Origin of the sequence: Cardiobacterium hominis (genome assembly GCF_900637305.1) — a bacterium.
GTDB lineage: Bacteria > Pseudomonadota > Gammaproteobacteria > Cardiobacteriales > Cardiobacteriaceae > Cardiobacterium > Cardiobacterium hominis.
Genome location: NZ_LR134365.1, coordinates 452,991 through 473,204 on the forward strand (window position 1 = coordinate 452,991; position 20,214 = coordinate 473,204).

Below are 20,214 nucleotides of genomic sequence, written 5' to 3' on the forward strand. Positions count from 1 at the left end.
AAAAAGAAAGGAATTTTTATGAACGCACTTCTTGAGCATTTTCCCAAAGCCGCCCGTTGGGCATTTATCATGCTAATCGTGACAATTGTCCAAGTGGTTTTCCAAATACTGGCATTATTGAATCCGCAGGGGACAGGTGTCATATCTACGCTTATCACGTTAGGTTTATTGGTTTGGCAGGCAGTCCTCTTTCACGGCTACAGCAAAGCATGCAAAGCCGCAATGGATCGCGAGAATGACAGCGATATTGAGCTTGCCTGCCTTCAACAGATGCGCCTTGTCCGCTTTTTCGGCATTTTAACGCTGATTCTTTTCGTGTTTGGCGGTCTGGGGCTACTTGCTGCATTGGCGCTCGGTGGCAAATAACTTGCTGGACGACGCACTGCACGTTGCAAATCCCGAAGGGGTGCAGCTTGCCGCCGTGCTTGCCGACCCGTTGTCGCGGGCGCAGGCGCTTTTGCTCGATATGTTGATTATTGCAGTCAGCCTTTATGTGCTGGCTGTTTTGCTTTCGCTGCTGTCTGCCGGACTGGCTTCGCAGGGGATTTTCACAGCGCTCGCCTTTGTCCTCGTCTGGGGGTATTTCTTTTTGTTTGAATGGCTGTGGCGCGGGGTGACACCAGGCAAGCGCGCCTTGAACCTGCAAGTCATCAGCGCGGATTTGATGCCGCTTTCCGCCGCACAGGCGGCGTGGCGCAATGTGCTGCGTTATCTGGACTGGTTGCCCGGTTTTTTTGGGGTGGGTGCGCTTGCTTTGGTGCTCAGTCCGAAGAATCAGCGTCTCGGCGACTGGATGGCAGGCACGGTGGTCATTTTTAGACGCGCACCGCAGATGGCTGTCCGTCCGTTACAGCCGGGCGAGGTGTCGCCGCCGCCGTGGCGGCTGTCGCGGCAGGAGCAGCGGGTGTTGATGGATTTTGCCGAATATGCCGACTCGCATCACGAGGCGCGTTTGGTGGAGTTGAGCGCGCCGCTCGCGGTCAAGATGCCGGATTGTGATGCGCGGGAGCGGGTGCAGCGGCTGCGTGCCTGGGGACGTTATTTGCGCGGCATGGACGGGACGGTATGAAGGAACAGCAGTTTATCGCCGCGTATGAGGCGCAGTGGCAGGCGTTGGAGCAGTTTTTTTTCCGGCAGGAACGCGGGCTGCGCCAACGCGAACCGTGGCGCGAGTTTCCGCAAGCGTATCGCGCGTTGTGCGAGCAGCTGGCGTATGCGGAGAATGCCGGGTTTTCGCCCGCGCTGCTGGCGCGTTTGCAGCGGATGGCCATGCAGGGGCATCAGTTGCTTTACCGCCGTCAGCGCGGCAGCGGCGAGAAGGTTGCGGCTTATTTCTTGTATCAATTGCCGCAGGCGGTGCGGCGCGAGTGGCGCTATGTCGCGCTGGCGGCGGCGCTGTTTGTGTTCCCTGTCCTGCTCGCGCTCGGCATCGGGCTGGCGCGGCCGGAGATTGCCGCCGCGCAGGCCAAGGATTATGCGGAGATGTATGAGCCGAGGGAGGAGCGGCGCGTGGGCGAGAGTCGCGGCGCGGATAGTGATGTGGCGATGTTCGGCCATTATTTGAGTAATAACACGGGTATCGGTCTGCGCGTCGTCGCCGGTGGCGCGCTGCTGGGCATTGGTGTTTTTGTCGCGCTGATTTTGAATGGCTGGCTGTTCGGTATTGTTAGCGCGCATATGATTATTCTTGGCTATGCGAACGTGACTTTTTTTCCGTTTGTGATTGCGCACGCGGCGTTTGAGATGACGGCGATTGTGTTTTCCGGCGCTTGCGGACTGGCGCTCGCACGCGGGTTGTTTATTCCCGGCAGGCAACGGCGCGGTGACGCGGTACGCGAGTTGTTGCAACGCTTTTTCCCTATTTTGGTGGCGGTGGTGCTGCTCTTTTTTGTCGCCGCTTTGGTGGAGGCGTTCTGGTCGGCCATTTGGCTGCCGCCCGCGCTGAAATATTTGTGTGGTACGGCCTGCTGGGCGTTGGTCGTGGCTTATTTTTGTCTGGCAGGGCGCGGCTATGCGGCAACTTTCGATTAAGGTGCGCACGCGCACGCCCAAGGAAGCGCTTAATCTCGGTTTTATGGTGGCACGGCGCTATGGCTTCAGTCTGCTGTTGGCGGTGTTGCCATTATGGGGCGTGGCGGTTTTGCTTGCGTTTGCGGCGTGGTTTGTCAGCGGCGAGCCGCTGTGGGCAATGGTCGTGGTGTGGTGGCTGAAGCCGCTCTATGAACGTCCGGCACTTATGCGCCTGAGCCGTCTGGTTTTTCATGAGGATACGGATTTTTGGCGCGAGCAGCGCAGTGCCTTTGCCCGCGGGATGGTCGCGGAACTCACCGTACTGCGCCTCGCACGGCTGACGGCACCGGTGCGCCATGCGTTGCTTTTGCTGGAGGATGTGCGCGGGCGCGAGTATCGCGAGCGGCTGCGTTTTTTCCACGGGACGGGCGCGGGGAACAGTCTGCTGTTTTTGCTGGCGCTGCTGGAGATGGCGTGGGTGATGGCCTTTTTGCAGTTGCTGCCGTCTTTCGATATTGATGTGCGGCTGTATTTCACTGATTATGCGGCGTTTCATGAGTCGGCGTACTGGCTTTATGCCAGTATCGCGTTGATTTATCTGCCGCTGTGTGCGGTCACGACGGTGCTCTATGTTTCCTGCGGTTTCATGTTTTATTTGAACCGCCGCATCATCAGCGAGGGCTGGGCGTTGGCGCTGGATTTGCAGGCGCTGGCGGCGCGTTTGCCCGCCTTGTTGCTCACCGTGGGTCTTGCGTTTGCGGTCTTTCATGTGCCTCCGGCGCTGGCGGGGAATGCGCAGCAAGACAAGGCGTGGGTTGAGGCGCGGGTTAATGACGAGAAATCCGGCCCTTACGCCTGGCGCGAGGTTCCGTTTCAGGAATCGTTGGGCGATGGCAGTCCCGTTGCATGGCAGCCGCCGGGTAGCGGTTTCGGCGAGGTTTCCCGCGTACTGCTGATTGGCGGTGCGATCGTGTTGGCCGCGTGGTTGCTGATTATGGTGGCGCAGCACGGACACCGGCGCGGACACCGGCAGAAAAAATCTTCCCATGATGCCGCCCGCATGCAGGTGTATCACGACGGCGCTGCCCCGTCGCGTGATGCGGCATTGGCGCAATGGCAAGCGGGCAATATGATTGCCGCCCTTGCCGCGTTGTATGTACGCCTCGTCGCCGAACCGGAACGTCACCAATTGCCCGCGTTTATCCGCGGCGAGAGCGAAAGCGAGTATTTGCAGCGCGCACAGGCGCAGGTTTCCAGCGGGCAACAGCAATTCTTGCGGGATTTTTTCGCCCTGTGGCAGCGCGGCGTGTATGGTCATGAAGTGCTTGCCCGCGAGACGGTGCGCGCCGTGATTGAGCGCTATCTGACGCTATGGCAGGGCGTATGAACAAGCGCTTCTGGCTGATAAGCGGGCTGTTGGCGATGGCGCTGTTGCTGCTCTGGACGCTCACGCCGCCGCAAAAAACCGGCACGGGTGCAAAAGAAAAGGTCTGGCGCGGCTGGCCGGGTTTGGCGGACGCCCGTCCCTATGCGCTGGCGCAGGATTTTCTGCGCGACCGCGGCATCGAGCTGGTTGTGGACGATCACCCGCGCGGCGATTTCCCTCCGGCGGATGTGGATGTCCTGTTATTGGAAAACAGCAACAAGGCGCTGTCAGAGAAACAGCAAACGCGCCTGCACAACTGGGTGGAAGCGGGCGGACTCTTGCTGCTGGAAAGCGGACATCCGCTGGGCGAGGTTTTTGACGTGAAATGGCAGACGCTCACGCCGGAAGAAGATGGCTATCTCTGGCATGGACGCGATGGCGCCTTGCAGATCACGACGCCGGTCAAGCAATACATCGAAAGCAGCGGCACGGGTAACGCCTACCCGGGCAAAAGCGGGAAAACGCTGGCGCTGGAAAGCGCGGTAGGCAGCGGGCATGTCATCGCGTTTGCGCATGACTTCGGCCTGTGGACAAACCGCGCCGACGCTGTCTACATCGGCAAGCCGGCCGCCGCTGCGCCTGTGCCGCTGGCGCAGGGCGACAACGCCGCTTTCCTGCACGAACTGCTGCAGGACAAAAAACACGCCTTGCTGGTGCGGGGCAGCCTGCCGGGCGAGCATCCGCCGTGGCAATGGTCGTGGCCGGGCGCACGTTGGTGGCCGCTTATCGCCAGCGGTGTATTGCTGCTCGTTGCCCTGCTGTATTACTGGGGGCGGCGATTCGGTACGCTGCGCCCACCGCCAGCAGGCAACGCGGGTGACATTGCCCGCCACTTGCAGGCCGCAGGCAGCTATTGGGCGGCCGACCGCGACGGCTACAGTTTTCTCGGCGAGCAGGTGCGCACGCGGCTTCTGGCCGACATAGAAGCCCGACAGTGCCATTACCCCGACCGTGCCGCACAGCTCGCCGACATGGCAAGCCGCAGCGGCATGAGTGAAGCCGAAATTGAAGCGCTGCTGGCGACGCGCGTGCCGCGCAGCGAAGACGACTTTATTGATTACATGATTGCCGTAGCGCAAATAAGGAGAACATTGTGAATGCTGCATTAGAAGAACTGTGCGCCACCGGCGCTGCGCTGCGCGATGCGGTGCAGCGGGTCATCATCGGCCAGGAACAAGTCGTTGAAGAAGCGCTCATCGCCCTGCTCTGCGGCGGCCATGTGCTGATCGAAGGAGTGCCGGGGCTGGGCAAAACCCTCTTGGTAGAAAGCCTCGCCAAAGCCATCAACGGACAATTTCACCGCGTCCAGTTCACGCCGGATCTCCTGCCTGCCGACATCACCGGCAGCATGATTTACGACCCCGGCGAAAGCCGCTTCAAATTCCGCCGTGGCCCGGTCTTCACCAACCTGCTGCTTGCCGACGAAATCAACCGTGCCCCGGCAAAAACGCAGGCGGCGCTGCTCGAAGTCATGCAAGAGCGGCAAGTGACCATTGAAGGCAAAACCCTGCCGCTCGCCGCGCCGTTCATGGTACTTGCCACGCAAAACCCCTTCGAGCAGGAAGGCACCTACCACCTGCCGGAAGCGCAGCTGGACCGCTTCCTGCTCAACAGCCGTATTGACTACCCGCAAGAAGCCCAAGAAAAAGCGCTGCTTTCCCGCCTGCTCGGCTTTGAAGTACCGCTCGCCAACAACACCGCCGCCATCACGCCGCTGCTTGATGCCACGACCTTACCCACGCTACAAAAAACGCTGCTGGAAGTTCAGGTGGATGAGCGCATCGTCGATTACGCCCTGGCGCTCGTGCGCAAAACCCGCGCCATGCCACAATTCTCCGCCGGCGCGGGGCCACGCGCGGGCATTGCCCTGCTGGTCGCCTCACGCGCCCGCGCCGTATTGCAAAAACGCGGCTACGTCATCCCCGAAGACATCAAGGCGCTTGCACCTGCCGTCCTGCGCCACCGCGTGCAACGCTCGGCAGAAGCCGAAATTGACGACATCAGCACCGACGCCCTGCTGGCGCAGCTCCTGCAAACCGTGCCTGTGCCGCGGCAATGATCATCCCGGACAAAAACCAATGGCGCGGCTGGGTAGCACTCGCCCTTATCCAAGCCCTGCTTGTCTGGCTTGATGCCCCGCTCGCGCTTAACTGGGGACTGCTCGCCGCCTGGCTGATGCTGCTCATGGCCAGCGCCCTGCTGCTTTGGCGGGAAAAACCGGATTTCCGCATCAATCGCGACTACGGCGCCGTACAACAAAGCGGACAACCCTTCACCATGCAACTGGCCCTGCACAACGCCGTGCCGCGCGACCTCGCGCTGCACCTCTTTGACCACTACCCACCGCAGGCCGAAAGCAGCGCCATGCCACAGCGGACGCTGCTTGGGGCGGACGAGCGGCTCGAACTTGCCTACCCGCTCACCATCCACGCGCGCGGCCGCTTCCGCTTCACCGCCCTACAACTGCGCTACCCCGACCGCCTTGCCCTGTGGCAGCGTGACCTGCGGCTAGACGCACCGGCAGACGTGCGCGTTTATCCGCGCTTTGCCCACGACCATGCCGACAGCGCCTTTGCCGGCATTCACACGCCGCAACTCGGGCACGTCCACCCGCTTTACAAACGCGGCGGTAACGGCGACTTCTCCCACCTGCGCAACTACCTGGACGGCGACAGCATCAACCGCATTGACCACAAAGCCAGCGCCCGACTGGGCAAATGGCTGGTGCGCGAATACGACTACGAACACGAACAGCCAGTCATCCTCATGCTGGACGCCTCGCGCCGCCTGCAAACCCGCTACAAAGGACGGGCACTCTTCGACGAACAGCTCGCCGCGGCGACCCGCCTCGCCCGCGCCGCGCTGAAAAGCGGCGACGAAATTGGCCTGCAAACCTTCTCCGACACCCCAAAAATCTGGTTGCCCGCCTCACGTCACGCCGGCCAATACCGCCGGCTGGTTGAAGCGCTGTTTGACCACCATGCCGACGACAAACCGCCCGACTACGCTGCAGCCATCCACGACGTCTGGTGTCGCGAGCGCCGCCGCGCACTCATCATCCTCATGACCATCCTCGAACCGCACGACAGCGAACACCTGCGCCCGCTCCTGCGCCTGCTACAAAAACGCCACCACGTCATGCTGATCAACATCCGCCCGCCGTGGCTGGAAGAAGACAACGACGGAGAAAACCGCGACGCCGCGCTGGAAAACGCCGCGCGCGATGTCTATGCCAACACCTTCGCCACCAACGAAGCCCGGCTCAAACAAGAAAAACTCATCTTCGTCACCGCCCGCCCAGAAACCCTGCGCCCGCAACTGATCAACGCCTACCTTGCCTACAAAAAACACCTGCGGCATTAAAGAGCCGTTTACCATTTAAAGCCCTAACAACCATGCACCTCAACACCGACGGCTGGCTGGACATTACCGAACCCCTCGCCAGCCCGCACCACAACGACCGCCCCGACGCGGACGACATCAGCCTGCTCGTCATCCACAACATCAGCCTGCCGCCGCAAGAATACGGCGACCGCTATATCAGCGCACTCTTCCTCGGCACCCTGCCCGCGCAGCGTCACGAACATCCCTATCTGGACGAAATCGCCGACCTGCGCGTTGCCGCCCACTTCCTCATCCTGCGCGACGGCCACATCAAACAATACGTACCGACTACCGCCCGCGCCTGGCACGCCGGTGCCTCCACTTATGAAGGGCGGGAAAACTGCAACGATTTCAGCATAGGCATTGAGCTGAACGGCAGCGACCACCAGCCCTATACCCTGCGCCAATACCAGGCGCTCGCCGCGCTCACCCGTGCCATCATGTGCCGTCACCCGCGCATCACCCCGGCGCGCATCACCGGCCACAGCGACATCGCGCCAACGCGCAAAACCGACCCCGGCGCGGCCTTTAACTGGCCGTACTACCGCAGGCTACTCGCCCGCCAGACGACGCCCTGACCCTTTGCGCGCCGCGGATACCAAGGTATGATTTTCAAGAAGCGCTACCACGCAGCGCCTTGTATGAGACTTTATGAGTATCGCTATATCCGGTGATGGCGCCGCCATGACCGTCCACACCCCTCACGAGAAAACCCATGAAACCACAAACCCCCATCAGCCTCCTCACCCTGCTCCTTCTTGCCGCCTGCGGCGGTGGGAGCAGCGACAACACCGCGCCCGCCGATCCCAAACCCGCGCCGTCCGTACCGGACAACAAGCCCATCACCCCGATGTACGTCATCGACGACGTCCACATCGGCGACATCACCCTGCCGCCGCGCACCGTCGCCCGTCCCGATGCCCTCACCCAGGCAAAACTCGACGCAGCCTTTGCCGCCACTAACGAACTGCGCACCGAAAAAGGCCTGCCGCCCTTTACCTACAACGAAAGTCTTGCCGCCTACGCCACTATCCGTGCCCAGGAAATCTCCACCCAGCAGGGCACAAGCGTCGAACACAAACGCCCGAACGGCCAGAACCCGCTGGATCCCGCCAACTTCATTGGCAGCGGTGCGCTTGCCGAAAACATCGGTGCCGACCGAAGCAGCAGCGCCGCCAGCATCGTCGCCGCTTGGCGCAACAGCCCGCACCACTACGCGACCATCACCAGCAAAGACTTCCAGAACCTCGGCATCGGCTACCACTACGCTGCGAACAGCGTCTGGCACAACTACTGGGCGCAAATCTTCACCGGCGGCAATACCCGCAGCATCTACAGCTACATCACCCCCATCCGGCGCGACGAAGTAGCCAAAGCCGCGCACGACGCCGCCCAATACACAGCAGACGGCCGCCTGACCCTCAACGCGCCGCGTGACAGCACGAACACCAGCGGCATTGGCAGCAATCCCTACACCCTCGCGCTTGGCCGCGAGCACCGCATCACATTGTTCCCGTACCAGAGCGCTGGCTGGTCATACCAGACCTTTGGCGCCATCAGCGACAACAGCGGTGTGCCCGAAGCCTACTTGAACGTTGGCAAGCCATTCACGCCGGGCGACGGCGCGACCCTGCAAGCGGACTATCGCGGCAGCGCCATCGGCGACCTCGGCCAGCATGACCGCGTCACTGCCGAAGTCAGCGCCCACCTCGACTACGGCAGCGCGCACAAAACCCTCAGCCTGAAAGTGGACAAAGCCATGCGCAGCGGCTTGAGCTTTACCGCCAGCAGCGCGACCCGCGACGCGCGCCTGGACTTTGAAGACACCCTGAACTGGAACGCCAACACGCAGCGCTTTGAAAGCGACACGGGCAATGCCCGCCTCTATGGCGCAGGCGGCGAAGAACTGGGCGGACAATTCAGCCGTGCGGTGGGCAATGAGGCCTATCGCGGCGCATACGGCGCGAAGAAAGTGCAATAAGCGCTGTGCCGATATAAGCGAGCCCCTTTTGTATTCCATAAAACAGCCCGCAGAAGAAAGCCCTTTCTTCTGCGGAAAACAAAGTCAACGTATATGGAATATAAACGGGATGACAATAAAAAAACGCCGACCATGTCGGCGTTTTTCGCTTCGTTTTCTATTACCGTGAGCCGACAAAATTAATGGTGTTATCTGCAGGCTGCTGACCGTAATCGGCATGACCGATAATTTCTTCTGCATTCTCACCGGCAATACCCAGCCGATAAACGCCTGTAGCTGCTTCTTTTGCCACGCCATCCTTGACGCCATACCCCGATACGCCAGCGATTAATTCAGAATAATAACGGATCGGCGCTTCTTCCAGGGTAATTTTGCCATGCCCACCGGCGGCAGCGATTTCGCCAGAACCCCGGCGGTTGCCATAGTCAATGGTGTAAGTCAGGGCGGCATCATTGGCGGGAACACTATTGAATGCCTTGCCTTTATAAGTATATATGGCATTTGTTGGCAGAAAATCTGTGGGGGAGAAAAGGTCCGAGCGAAATCCGTTGATGCTGTTGGGACTGAGTTCTTCGGAAAATACGGTATTGGGTTTATTGGTTTCCAAGACACTGGCGTAATGACCGCGATAGGAACGAATGGTTACTTCTTCGCTGGCTGATTTGCCGTCATTGGTCACTGTACTGAGATGGCCTTTGCTTTCATGAAAACCAAAGGGTAAAACGGCATGCTCACCGAAAAAACGGTTACTTGGACGATCTACCAAGAAAATATTGGCATTATTTTTATCTTTGAGCGTGATATTACGATACTTTTGCAGGTCGCCAGAAATTCTGGCCGTATCATATCTTCCATCTATCGGGTCTGATGTCGTAAATGAACGTTCATCGTCATCACCACCGCCACCGCAGGCGGAAAGTAACAAGGGGCTGGCGACCAGTGTGATGAGTAGAGGATATTTCATGGTTTTCTCCTGATGATTGGGGGAGAAATTACTATAACCGATAGGTGATGAAATGCAAGAAAAAAGATCTCTGCTATTCGGGAATAACCGCTTTCATCTTTTGCCATTCATGGCAAATACAGCATGCGCTGCTTTTTATATGGTGGAATAAATTTGCAATAAACCTGTTTAGCGTATTTGCGTAGCGAACCGAAGCGAGGCAAGCCGCCGATATGCACCCTCCCCCGTGGGGTAGGGATGGGGTGGGGCAGCAAATGTGAAAAAACGGATTTCGATTCATCAATAAATATCACTTGCCCCCTCTCCCGCTGCGGGCTTCGCCCTGCGAGAGAGGGGCATTTTGAACAAACACTAGGTTGTCTTTGTTTTATTCCACATATATACACCTGAGCGAGCGGGGTGTATGTATAACCGTCTCTATTCTGGCAAGCGATAAAAAAACCGGCCTCACGGCCGGCAATCTATTACAGGAGTAAAGGTGAAATCAGGGCAGGAGGTGGTCGTCCGAGCCTTCGTTGATGCTTTCAAAAAGGAAGGTGGACATGTAGCGCTCGCTGGCGTCCGGCAGCATGGCGAGGATGACCGAGCCTTCCGCCGCCTGTTGCGCGAATTGCAGCGCGGCGTTGAAGGTCGCGCCGCCGGAGATGCCGGTCAGGATGCCTTCCTGTGCGGCGAGCGCGAGGGCGGTGTCGCGTGATTCTTCGTCGCCGACCGGGATGAGGTAGTCGTAGATGTTCTGGTTCATGGTTTTGGCGATGAAGTCCGGCGTCCAGCCCTGGATTTTGTGCGGCGCCCATTCTTTGCCCGCAAGCAGTTGCGCGTTTACCGGTTCGGTGGCGACGATTTTGAGTTCAGGGCGCGCCGCTTTCAGCACTTCGCCGGTGCCGGAGATGGTGCCGCCGGTGCCGTAACCGCTGACGAAGTAGTCAAGGCGTTCGCCGGCGAAGTCGCGCAGGATTTCAGCGGCGGTGGTTTCGCGGTGGTACTGCGGGTTGGCGGGGTTGGCGAACTGGTCGGCGAGGAACCAGCCGTTTTTGTCGGCCAGTTCTTTGGCGACTCTGACCATGCCCTGGCCGCGTTCGGCGGCAGGCGTCAGGATGACTTTGCCGCCGAAGCTGCGGATGAGTTTGCGCCGCTCGACGGAGAAGGTTTCGGTCATGACGGCGACAAAGGGATAGCCTTTGGCGGCGCACACCATGGCGAGCGCGATGCCGGTGTTGCCAGAGGTAGCTTCGACGACGGTCTGGCCGGGTTTCAACAGGCCGCGTTTTTCGGCGTCGTTGATGACGGCGTAGGCGAGGCGGTCTTTCACCGAGCCGCCGGGGTTGCGTGATTCGGTTTTGACATAGAGCTGGACGTGCTTGGGCGCGAGGCGGTTGATGCGGATAATCGGGGTGTTGCCGATGGTATCGAGGACGCTGTTGTATTTCATGGGATTTCCCTGTGATTGGTTTGAGGTGCGCATGGTAATACGCTTCCCGCAGCGGGGATATTCCTTTTTGCCATATGCCGCGGCGCTTTGGTTATAGGCGCTGGCTGTGCGGCGGGTTAAGATGCGCTTCTTTGGTTTTGGTACGGTTGGCGCATGGTGTCGCCAGGTTTTTCAGGATTTTGGGCATGAAGTTGAAGCAGTTGCAGTGCATCGCCGCGGTGGTGCAGTCGAATTTCAGCGTGACGGCGGCGGCGGAGAAGCTGCATTTGTCGCAGCCGGCGGTGAGCAAGCAGATCAAGCTCGCCGAGGAGTTGCTCGGCCTGCCGGTCTTTCGCCGCAACAGCAAGGCGCTGGTCGGGCTGACCGAAGTGGGCGAGGCGATGATGCCCGATATTGAGCGGATTATGGTGTCGATGGAGCATATTCTTCAGCTCAGTCAGCATCATAATATGTTCGCGCTGACCCAGCTTTCCATCGCCACCACGCACACGCTGGCGCATAACCGCTTGGTGCAGATTTTGCCCGCGATTCAGCATGAATACCCGCAGCTGCCGATGAACATCATCGAAGGCACGAACGCGCAGGTTTTGCAGATGGTGCAGGAGCGCGATGCCGATTTTGCCTGGTTTTCGGCGAGCGATTTGACGCCGTACAACCCGCTGCTGCGCGGCGTGTTCATGCTGCCGGCGGAAAGCTGGTCGGCGGTGGCGATCGTGCCGCAAGGCCATGAAATGACGAAAAAACCGTTCGAGGGGCTGACCAGCCTCGCCCCCTACCCGCTGATTACCTACATCACTTCGCACAAAGAGCCGTCGGCGCTTGCCAAAGCGATGGCGGGGCGCGGCCTCTCGGCGCGGGTGGTGCTGACCGCGCGCAATGCGGAGATGATTAAAAATTACGTGCGGCAAGGGCTGGGCGTGGGCGTCATCGCCGACATGGCGTTTGACGCCGAGCGCGACAGCGACCTCGCCATGTTCCCGCTTGACCGCTGGATGCCACTGTTTAACACCTACCTTGTCTGGCACAACGATATGCGCCTGCGCAGCTATCACTATGATTTCATTGACCGCATCGTGCCGGGCGCGACACGCGAGGCGGTCGAACAGTACGTGCAGCGCCAGCAAAGCAGCAGCGATCCGGGCTGGGCGATTTAAAACAAAGCAAGCGCTTATTTGAGGCGCGGTTGGGCTAAAATCGCCGCACATTTCTAACGCCGCTCACCATGCCCGCCTTCACCCCCGAACAAATCGCCAGCCTCGCCCCTGACGCCGCCTCGCTCAAAGCCGCGCATGGCCTGACCAACCCCGGCAAATGGCCGCTGCTGCATGCAAGCGAACAGGCGCTGTGGGGACATTGCCAGGGCAGCGGCAAAACCCCCTACCAGACGGCAGTCGAACTGCACGAACCGGCGTTCAAATGCTCCTGCCCCAGCCGCAAATTCCCCTGCAAACACGGACTGGCCCTGCTGCTTTTGCACGCCCAGCGCAGCGAACTATTCACCCCCGCAGAGGCGCCGAACTGGCTCACCGCCTGGCTGGAAAAACGCACGCAGACAAAAGAAGCCAAAGCCGCCAAAGCCGCGAAAACCGAGGCCGCGCCCGACCCCGCCGCCCAACAAAAACGCCAGGACGCACGCCGGAAAAAAGCCGCCGCCGGCCTTGCCGACCTGCAACTCTGGCTGGACGACATCCTGCGCAACGGCCTCATCGCCCTGCGCGGCACCCTGCGCGAACGCTGCCGCGACATGGCAAAACGGATGATAGACGCACAATTGGGCGGCATCGCCGCCGAATTACAGGCCATCGGCGAACTGCCTGCGGACGCGCAAGAACAACACCTTTACCGCCTGACCCGCCTCAACCTGCTCGCAGAAAACCACGCGCGCCTGGAAGCACTCCCATCGGACGTACAGGCCGAAACCACCGCCCGCCTCGGCTTTCCCGTCGCCAAAGAAACCGTGCTGGCGGGCGCGGCCATCCCCGGCCTGTGGCAGCACATCGGCACCGTCATCAGCGAAATCGACCGCGGCGAAGCGCACGCGCACTGGCTCTACGACGCCGCCAGCCAGCGTTTTGCCTATCTCCTTGACTTCATCATCCGTGGCGCACCGACCGCGCTGCCCTCAGTGCTGCACGGTCAAGCATACGCGGGCGAACTCTGCTACTACCCCGGCATCCACAACCTGCGCGCGCTGGCAAAAACCTGGGAAGCCGTCGCGCCGCCGCCGCTTGCCCCCGCCGCGCACAGCATTGCCCAAGCGGTAGAAACCGCACAACAGGGCTATGCCGTGAACCCGCTGCTCAGCCACTACCCGCTGCGCGTTGACAACGTCCGCCTTGCCCGCCGCGACGACAGCCTCGCTCTTATCGACGACACGCACGCCCTGCCGCTCGCGCTCGGCGAAAACGCCCGCCTGCACCTGCTCGCCAGCAGCGGCGGCGCGGCCTTCAGCGCCTTCCTCTTGTACGAATACGAAACACGCGGCCTGCGCCTGCTCTCCTTCAGCGACGAGTCAGGAAAACTGCATATTTACTGAACCAAGCGCCTCAAAAAGCCATGCTCACCCCCCTGCTCAACACCGCCCTGCTCGGCACGACAAAACAGCCCTACCGCCCCGACGCCGCCACGCCTGCCGCCCTGCAAACCGCCTGGGCAGCACTTGCCGACAGCAGCGCCGAACGCCGCACCTACCGCTACGCCGCGCTTGCCTTTGCCTGCGCCTACGGCGGGCAGACACCCGCACAAAGCGCCGATGGCTGGCAACTGATACCGCCCGCGCCCGCTGCCGAAGAAACATTGCCGCCGGAAGCCGTCGCCATCCTCGGCGGCTGGTTCAAACAAAAACGCCAGCACCTCTTGCACTACGCCTTCGCCCGCCTGCGCGCGCACGACCTCGCCCTGCCGACGGCGCTGTTGCCGGAAACCATCGCCCACGCACAAAAACACCCCGCCGACATCACAGACCGCCTCCTCGGCGCACGCGGCCGCTGGCTCTTTGCCGAAGCCGGATTGCGGCAAAACAGCGCTGCAGATGCCGACGAAGACTGGCAACTGCTGCCGTTTGCCGCACGCAAGGACTGGCTCACCCGCCTGCGCCACGAAGCCCCCGACCAGGCGCGCGAACAACTCGCCGCCCTCTGGAGCAGCGCGCCTGCCAACCACCGCCAGGACTACATCGCCATCCTCGCCGACAACCTCACCGCCGCCGACCAGCCCTTCCTCACCGCCGCGCTGAAAGACCGCAGCAAAACCGTCAAAGAAAGCGCGCACCGCCTGCTGATGCGCCTGCCGGACAGCGCTCCGGCGCAGCAACACCTCGCCTGGTTGCGCGAACGCCTCGTCTGGCAGGACGCGGGCGGCTGGCAATACCTTGACGCGCCCTACACCGCCGACATGAAAGCGGCGGGCATCGAAGAAATCAGCCCGCTCAAAGAAGAAAGCGACGCCGCCTGGCAACTGCGACAAATCATCCTGGCCCTGCCGCTTTCCATCTGGGCGCAGTATCTCGCCTGCGACGAAGAAGAAGCCGCCGCCCGCCTCGCCGCCCACCCGCCGATAACCCCGCCAAACCTGTGTGTCGGCTGGATACACCAGATGCGCGACCGCCACTTTACCCTCGCCATGCTGCCCACAGTGATGCACGAACACCCCGACCGCATCAGCGCCGAACTCAACCTGGACGCCTTCCTTGAACTCAGCCACGACGACCGCGAAACCCTGCTCGCCAATGAAGACAGCGCGCGCCGCCTGCTTGAACAACTGCGGCACGACGCCTACCGGGGACCGTGGCGCGACGACACCCACGAAGACTGGGGCGAGCGCTACGGCCTGCTCGCCTGCCAGCACTACCTGAAAAGCAAAACCGACGTACCGGACGACAATTACCAACGCCTTGCCGCCAGCCTGCCGGTGAACGACCGCATCGCCGCGCTCATCACAGAGCGCCTGCGTACGCTGCCCACCGACCACCCCAAACACGAAGACATCGCCGAACTTGCCGAATACTACCGGCAAAAAAGCCAGTTTGCGGCGCTGCTGCCGTAACCATTGACACCCTCCCCCCGCGGGGGAGGGCTGGGGTGGGGTTCGTTGGCAAACCTCGTTGCCAAAACTTTCCACCCAAACCCTATACCCACCTTCCACAAAGGAACCCCCATGAACAACATCCTCCGCCAACACGCCGAACAACAAACCGCCGAAGAACTGCACGAACTCAAGCAACAAGAAACCCACCCCGTGCCGGACAACTGGCAGCTCTCGCCGCAATCCGTCGTCACCTACCTCATCGGCGGCAAACTGAAAAACGGCTTCACCGTCAAACCCAAATACATCGGCAACCGCCGCCTGATGGAAATCGCTGTCGCCACTCTCGCCACCGACCGCGCGCTCTTGCTCTACGGCCTGCCCGGCACCGCAAAAAGCTGGGTAAGCGAGCACATCGCCGCCGCCGTCTCCGGCGACTCCACCCTCGTCGTGCAAGGCACCGCCGGCACCGGCGAAGAAGCCATCCGCTACGGCTGGAACTATGCCGAACTGCTCGCCAAAGGGCCGAGCGAACAGGCGCTGGTCGAAACGCCCGTCATGCGCGCGATGCGCCAGGGCAAACTGGCGCGCGTCGAAGAACTGACCCGCATCGGCGCCGACGTACAAGACACCCTCATCACCATCCTCTCCGAAAAAACCCTGCCCGTACCGGAGCTCAACAGCGAAATCCAGGCGGTGCGCGGCTTCAACCTCATCGCCACCGCCAACAACCGCGACAAAGGCGTGAACGACCTCTCCAGCGCCCTCAAACGCCGCTTCAACACCGTTATCCTGCCGCTGCCGGCAACGCTGGACGAAGAAACCGACATCGTGCGCAGCCGCGTCGAAAGCTACCAAAACACCATGAAACTGCCCGCGGAAAAACCGGCGCTGGAAGAAATCCGCCGCATCGTCACCATCTTCCGCGAACTGCGCGCCGGCCTCACCGCTGACAAAAAAACCAAACTGAAAAGCCCCAGCGGCACACTCTCCACCGCCGAAGCCATATCCGTCGTCAATAACGGCATGGCACTCTCCGGCTACTTCGGCGACGGCGCACTAAAAGCGGACGACCTCATCGCCGGCATCTTGGGCGCGGTCGTCAAAGACCCGGTGCAGGACAAAATCGTCTGGCAGGAATACCTTGACACCGTGGTCAAACAGCGCGACGGCTGGCAAGACCTCTACCGCGCCGCCCGCGACATGAGCTGAAGCGAACCATATGACCACCTATCGCTACCCCATCATCATTCCCCGCCGCTTGATTGATAAGACAGTCGGCATGGTCGTCTTTGACGGCAAGCAATTCACGCTGGATAACGGCAAAAGTTATCCCGCCGAGGCATTAGCCGATATGCATTTTGGCGCTATCGGTTATCCGGCGCGGACATTGTGGTCGCTTTTATTGTTTCTGGCCGTGTCGCTCAGTTGCTTGTTGTTGTCCGCCCTGTTTTTTTATGTCGTTTCCGGTGCTGATTTGCTGGAAACCGCTTTCTCTTTTGTCGGTCTTATCTGTATTGTCATTGGAATATGGGCAGCCGGATATTTCCAGCCGCGAGAGTATTTGCAACTGGTCTTTACCGACGGCGATGCCATTATTCTGCGCGCGCCCCGTTCTTTTCTACCGTTATTAAGCCGGCTAAAGCCGGAATGGGCATGGCAGGAAAGGCTGGATAATCCCTGTCCGCGCTGGGCGCGGATACCGCTTGGTCTTTGCTGCTGGGCGTTATGCGGGGTTGTGATGTATTACGCCACCATACCGGATTGGCGGCCAGCGGATAAATTTTTCAGCGTCTGCATTCTGGAAGAAGATTATCCGCGCTTTATCCGTTTTACCGATAAGGCGCAATGGCAGGGGAAAACCCTCTGCCCGGCACCCTATAATTTCCAGAATGAAGAAGGTTTTTATCGCGTGACTATTCAGCGTGAAGGCGATGTTTTTTATGCGGCGCTTTGGAATGACGGTCTCTCCGATCCGCTTGAATATGTTTACCGCGTCGATGATGACAGGATTACCCCGCTTAAACAGCGTAGGGGGTTGTTGATGGCGCGCGCTATGACCATCATCTTTGCCGCTTTTCCCGCCGCTTTTTTATATGCCCTGATTAAGGCGCTGTGGCGTTTTTATTTACGGAGGCGGTATGCATCGCGCTGAGTTATTGGAAGAAATTGCCGGGCGTTACGGCGTGGCGGCGGAATACCCGTGGCGGCGCTATCCGCGATATGCGGTTTTCCGCCATGCGGGTAACCGCAAATGGTTTGCCGTGCTGATGAACCCGCCGGGGCGCAAACTCGGCCTTGCGACGGAAGATGAAGTTGCCATCCTCAATGTCAAAATCCGCGCCGAGGAAAACAGCCTGCTGCGCGGCATGGACGCCGTCCTGCCCGCCGACCTGCCCGCGCTCGTCGCCACCCTCACCCACCACATCGCCGACCTCTCCGCGACCCAGGACAACCTCGCCGACAGCCTCGCAGCCTACCCGCCGATTACCCCGCCAAACCTGTGTGTCGGCTTCGGCGACGGCGCGCTAAAAGCGGACGACCTCATCGCCGGTATCTTGGGCGCAGTCGTCAAAGACCCGGTGCAGGACAAAATCGTCTGGCAGGAATACCTTGACACCGTCGTCAAACAGCGCGACGGCTGGCAAGACCTCTACCGCGCCGCGCGCGACATGGCATAAAAACCGCCCCATGACCACCCGACTCTTTGGCATCCGCCACCACGGCGCGGGTTCCGCCCGCCACCTCATAGCCGCCCTGCGCGAATACCAGCCCGACTGCATCCTGCTCGAAGGGCCGCCGGAGGCCGATGCACTGCTCCCGCTCGCTGCCGAAGCCGACATGCAGCCGCCGGTCGCCCTGCTCGCCTACCGTCCGGACGCACCGCAGCAGGCGGTTTACTACCCCTTCGCCGCCTTCTCGCCGGAATGGCAGGCGATGCGCTACGCCGCGCAGGCGGGCATTCCCTTGCAGTTTTGCGATTTGCCGTTGGCGCACAGCCTTTATAAAGAAGAAACGCCCGACGACAGCGATGAAAACGCCGCTGAAGACGCAGCTCCCGAAGACGATGAAATCGACAGCGAAGACGGGGGCGAAGCAGAAGACGAAGACACCGCCGAAGAGCCCCGGCACAGCGATCCCTTCGACGAACTCGCCGCCATCGCCGGCCTGCCCGACGGCGAAGCCTTCTGGGAAGCGCTGGTAGAACAACGGCGCGACAGCACGGAAATATTCGTCGCCGTTGCCGAGGCCGTCAGCGCCCTGCGCGAAGCCCGCGGCGACACTGACCCGCGCGACGCCCTGCGCGAAGCATGGATGCGCAAAACCCTGCGCCAGGCGGAAAAAACCTACCGGCGCATCGCTGTCGTCTGCGGCGCCTGGCACGTGCCGGCGCTTGCCGCGAAAACCGCCGCCAAGGACGACAACGCCCTGCTCAAAGGCCTGCCCAAAGTCAAAGTCGATTGCACCTGGATACCGTGGACCCACAGCCGCCTGAGCCTGGAAAGCGGCTACGGCGCGGGGCTGGCCGCCCCCGGCTGGTACGCCCACCTCTGGGCGCATCCCGACGACGACGGCGTGCGCTGGATAGGGCGCGCCGCCGCCCTCTTGCGCGCGCAAGGCCACGACATCTCCGCCGCGCACGTCATCGAAACCGTGCACCTCGCCAACGCCAGCGCCGCCCTGCGCGGCCAGAGCCAGCCGCGCCTTGCCGACCATCTCGAAGCTCTCACCGCCATCGTCGGCATGGGCGACGACACCGTACTGCGCCTGATAGAACACGAATGGCTGATTGACAACGCCATCGGCAGCGTCCCCGCCGCCACACCACAACTGCCGCTGATTGCCGACGTACAGGCACAGCGCAAAAAACTGCGCCTGGCCGAAAGCGACGAAGCCAAAACCCTCGAACTCGACCTGCGCAAACCGCTCGACTTACAGCGCAGCATCCACTTCCACCGCCTGCAACTGCTCGGCATCACCGACGCCGAAACCCTGCCCGCGCGCGGCAAAGGCACCTTCAAAGAAGCGTGGACGTACCGCTACCAGCCCGAAAGCCACATCACCCTCACCGAGCGCGCGCCCTACGGCAACACCCTCGCCGCCGCCGTACAGGGCTACGTTGCCGAGCGCCTGCAACAGGCGCGCAGCCTCGCCGAACTCACCGCGCTACTCGCCGCCGTCCTGCCCGCCGACCTGCCCGCGCTCGTCGCCACCCTCACCCACCACATCGCCGACCTCTCTGCGACCCAGGACAACCTCGCCGACAGCCTCGCAGCCCTGCCCAACCTCACCGACACCGTGCGCTACGGCGACGTGCGCGCGCTTGACCCCGCGCCACTCCTCGCCGTACTCGACACCCTGCTGGCGCGGCTTGCCGCCGGTGGCGTCCAGGGCTGCCTCAACATCGACCATGACAGCGCCAGCGCCCTCTTTACCCCCATCCGCCAGGCCGACTACCAACTCAGCCTGCTCGACAACCCCGCGCTCAACACCTACTGGCAGCGCTTCCTGCAAAACATCCTCGCCGCCACCAACGCCCACCCGCTCCTCGCCGGCAACGCCGCGCGCCTGCTGTTTGACAAACAACACCTCGACGCCGCCCGCTGCGCAGAACTGCTGGCGCAAAACCTCTCCGCTGCCAACCCGAGCGAACGTGCCGCCTACTGGCTCGAAGGCTACCTCTACCAATCCGGCACCGTCCTCCTTTTGCACGACCCACTGTGGCGCATCCTTGACGACTGGCTGCGCGCGCTGTCCGCCGAACACTTCACCGAACTGCTGCCGCTCCTGCGCCGCACCTTCAGCAGCTTCGAGCCGGGCGAACGCCGCCAGCTGGGCGACAAAGCGCGCGAACACGCCGGTGACACCCCCGCCACCACCCACCCCGTTGCCGCCGTAAAACCCGAACACCACGCCGGCCACGGCCTTGCCGCCCTACAAACCGTCGCCGCGTGGCTAAACCTCGACGTAGGAGCGGTTAGCGAAGCGTAACC

The 20,214-nt window shown here is 61.2% G+C and carries 18 protein-coding genes and 1 pseudogene; 16 read left to right on the forward strand and 3 right to left on the reverse strand.

What is annotated here, in order from left to right; translation table 11 throughout:
• The first annotated feature begins 18 nt into the window (after positions 1-18).
• The 9 genes from EL199_RS02035 (at position 19) to EL199_RS02075 (ending at position 8,801) form a co-directional block, all read left to right on the forward strand.
• Complete coding sequence (locus tag EL199_RS02035) at positions 19-366, forward strand: hypothetical protein (protein ID WP_004140799.1); 348 nt, start codon at positions 19-21, stop codon at positions 364-366.
• Entirely contained in the window at positions 356-1,069 is a 714-nt protein-coding gene (locus tag EL199_RS02040; protein ID WP_004140797.1) for an RDD family protein, read from the forward strand. The genes EL199_RS02035 and EL199_RS02040 overlap by 11 nt, the downstream gene beginning before the upstream one ends.
• Positions 1,066-2,031 carry a stage II sporulation protein M gene (locus tag EL199_RS02045; RefSeq protein WP_004140795.1) on the forward strand — a complete coding sequence of 322 codons (966 nt, stop codon included), beginning with the start codon at positions 1,066-1,068 and terminating at the stop codon, positions 2,029-2,031. Before EL199_RS02040 ends, EL199_RS02045 begins: the two co-directional genes overlap by 4 nt.
• Complete coding sequence (locus EL199_RS02050; RefSeq protein WP_004140793.1) at positions 2,012-3,397, forward strand: hypothetical protein; 1,386 nt, start codon at positions 2,012-2,014, stop codon at positions 3,395-3,397. Before EL199_RS02045 ends, EL199_RS02050 begins: the two co-directional genes overlap by 20 nt.
• Complete coding sequence (locus EL199_RS02055; RefSeq protein ID WP_004140791.1) at positions 3,394-4,533, forward strand: DUF4350 domain-containing protein; 1,140 nt, start codon at positions 3,394-3,396, stop codon at positions 4,531-4,533. The genes EL199_RS02050 and EL199_RS02055 overlap by 4 nt, the downstream gene beginning before the upstream one ends.
• A complete protein-coding gene (locus EL199_RS02060) occupies positions 4,530-5,495 on the forward strand; it encodes an AAA family ATPase (RefSeq protein WP_004140788.1) in 966 nt (321 codons plus the stop codon). Before EL199_RS02055 ends, EL199_RS02060 begins: the two co-directional genes overlap by 4 nt.
• Positions 5,492-6,799 (forward strand): DUF58 domain-containing protein, encoded by a 1,308-nt coding sequence (locus tag EL199_RS02065; protein ID WP_004140786.1) that lies wholly within the window; start codon positions 5,492-5,494, stop codon positions 6,797-6,799. Before EL199_RS02060 ends, EL199_RS02065 begins: the two co-directional genes overlap by 4 nt.
• Before the next feature lie 32 nt (positions 6,800-6,831).
• The gene (ampD, locus tag EL199_RS02070; RefSeq protein WP_004140784.1) at positions 6,832-7,398 is read left to right on the forward strand and encodes a 1,6-anhydro-N-acetylmuramyl-L-alanine amidase AmpD; all 567 of its coding nucleotides are present in this window, start codon (positions 6,832-6,834) and stop codon (positions 7,396-7,398) included.
• Between the two features lie 137 nt (positions 7,399-7,535).
• Positions 7,536-8,801, forward strand: a complete 1,266-nt coding sequence (locus EL199_RS02075; protein ID WP_004140780.1) for a CAP domain-containing protein — start codon at positions 7,536-7,538, stop codon at positions 8,799-8,801.
• Positions 8,802-8,961: 160 nt separating this feature from the next.
• Here the strand turns inward: EL199_RS02075 and EL199_RS02080 are convergent, their stop codons facing one another.
• The 3 genes from EL199_RS02080 to EL199_RS13160 all read right to left on the reverse strand — a co-directional run bounded on the left by EL199_RS02080 (position 8,962) and on the right by EL199_RS13160 (position 11,495).
• A complete protein-coding gene (locus tag EL199_RS02080; RefSeq protein ID WP_004140775.1) occupies positions 8,962-9,765 on the reverse strand; it encodes a factor H binding protein domain-containing protein in 804 nt (267 codons plus the stop codon).
• 484 nt (positions 9,766-10,249) lie between these two features.
• The gene (cysK, locus tag EL199_RS02085; RefSeq protein ID WP_004140770.1) at positions 10,250-11,197 is read right to left on the reverse strand and encodes a cysteine synthase A; all 948 of its coding nucleotides are present in this window, start codon (positions 11,195-11,197) and stop codon (positions 10,250-10,252) included.
• A 91-nt stretch (positions 11,198-11,288) separates the two neighbouring features.
• Complete coding sequence (locus EL199_RS13160; protein ID WP_232008386.1) at positions 11,289-11,495, reverse strand: hypothetical protein; 207 nt, start codon at positions 11,493-11,495, stop codon at positions 11,289-11,291.
• Between EL199_RS13160 and EL199_RS02090 the strand changes: the two genes are divergently transcribed.
• The 7 genes and pseudogenes from EL199_RS02090 to EL199_RS02120 all read left to right on the forward strand — a co-directional run bounded on the left by EL199_RS02090 (position 11,437) and on the right by EL199_RS02120 (position 20,212).
• Positions 11,437-12,351, forward strand: a complete 915-nt coding sequence (locus EL199_RS02090) for a LysR substrate-binding domain-containing protein (protein ID WP_232008368.1) — start codon at positions 11,437-11,439, stop codon at positions 12,349-12,351. The genes EL199_RS13160 and EL199_RS02090 overlap by 59 nt on opposite strands.
• Before the next feature lie 68 nt (positions 12,352-12,419).
• The gene (locus EL199_RS02095) at positions 12,420-13,733 is read left to right on the forward strand and encodes an SWIM zinc finger family protein (RefSeq protein ID WP_004140768.1); all 1,314 of its coding nucleotides are present in this window, start codon (positions 12,420-12,422) and stop codon (positions 13,731-13,733) included.
• Positions 13,734-13,753: 20 nt separating this feature from the next.
• Complete coding sequence (locus EL199_RS02100) at positions 13,754-15,241, forward strand: DUF5691 domain-containing protein (protein WP_004140767.1); 1,488 nt, start codon at positions 13,754-13,756, stop codon at positions 15,239-15,241.
• A gap of 111 nt (positions 15,242-15,352) precedes the next feature.
• Positions 15,353-16,432 carry an ATP-binding protein gene (locus EL199_RS02105; protein ID WP_004140765.1) on the forward strand — a complete coding sequence of 360 codons (1,080 nt, stop codon included), beginning with the start codon at positions 15,353-15,355 and terminating at the stop codon, positions 16,430-16,432.
• Between the two features lie 10 nt (positions 16,433-16,442).
• Positions 16,443-17,375, forward strand: coding sequence for a hypothetical protein (locus EL199_RS02110; protein WP_004140763.1), 933 nt, complete (start codon positions 16,443-16,445; stop codon positions 17,373-17,375).
• 355 nt (positions 17,376-17,730) lie between these two features.
• Positions 17,731-17,901 (forward strand): annotated as a pseudogene (locus tag EL199_RS13595) (ATPase); the annotation flags it as partial.
• Positions 17,902-17,911: 10 nt separating this feature from the next.
• Positions 17,912-20,212 carry a DUF5682 family protein gene (locus tag EL199_RS02120; protein WP_004140761.1) on the forward strand — a complete coding sequence of 767 codons (2,301 nt, stop codon included), beginning with the start codon at positions 17,912-17,914 and terminating at the stop codon, positions 20,210-20,212.
• The last annotated feature ends 2 nt before the right edge of the window (positions 20,213-20,214 follow it).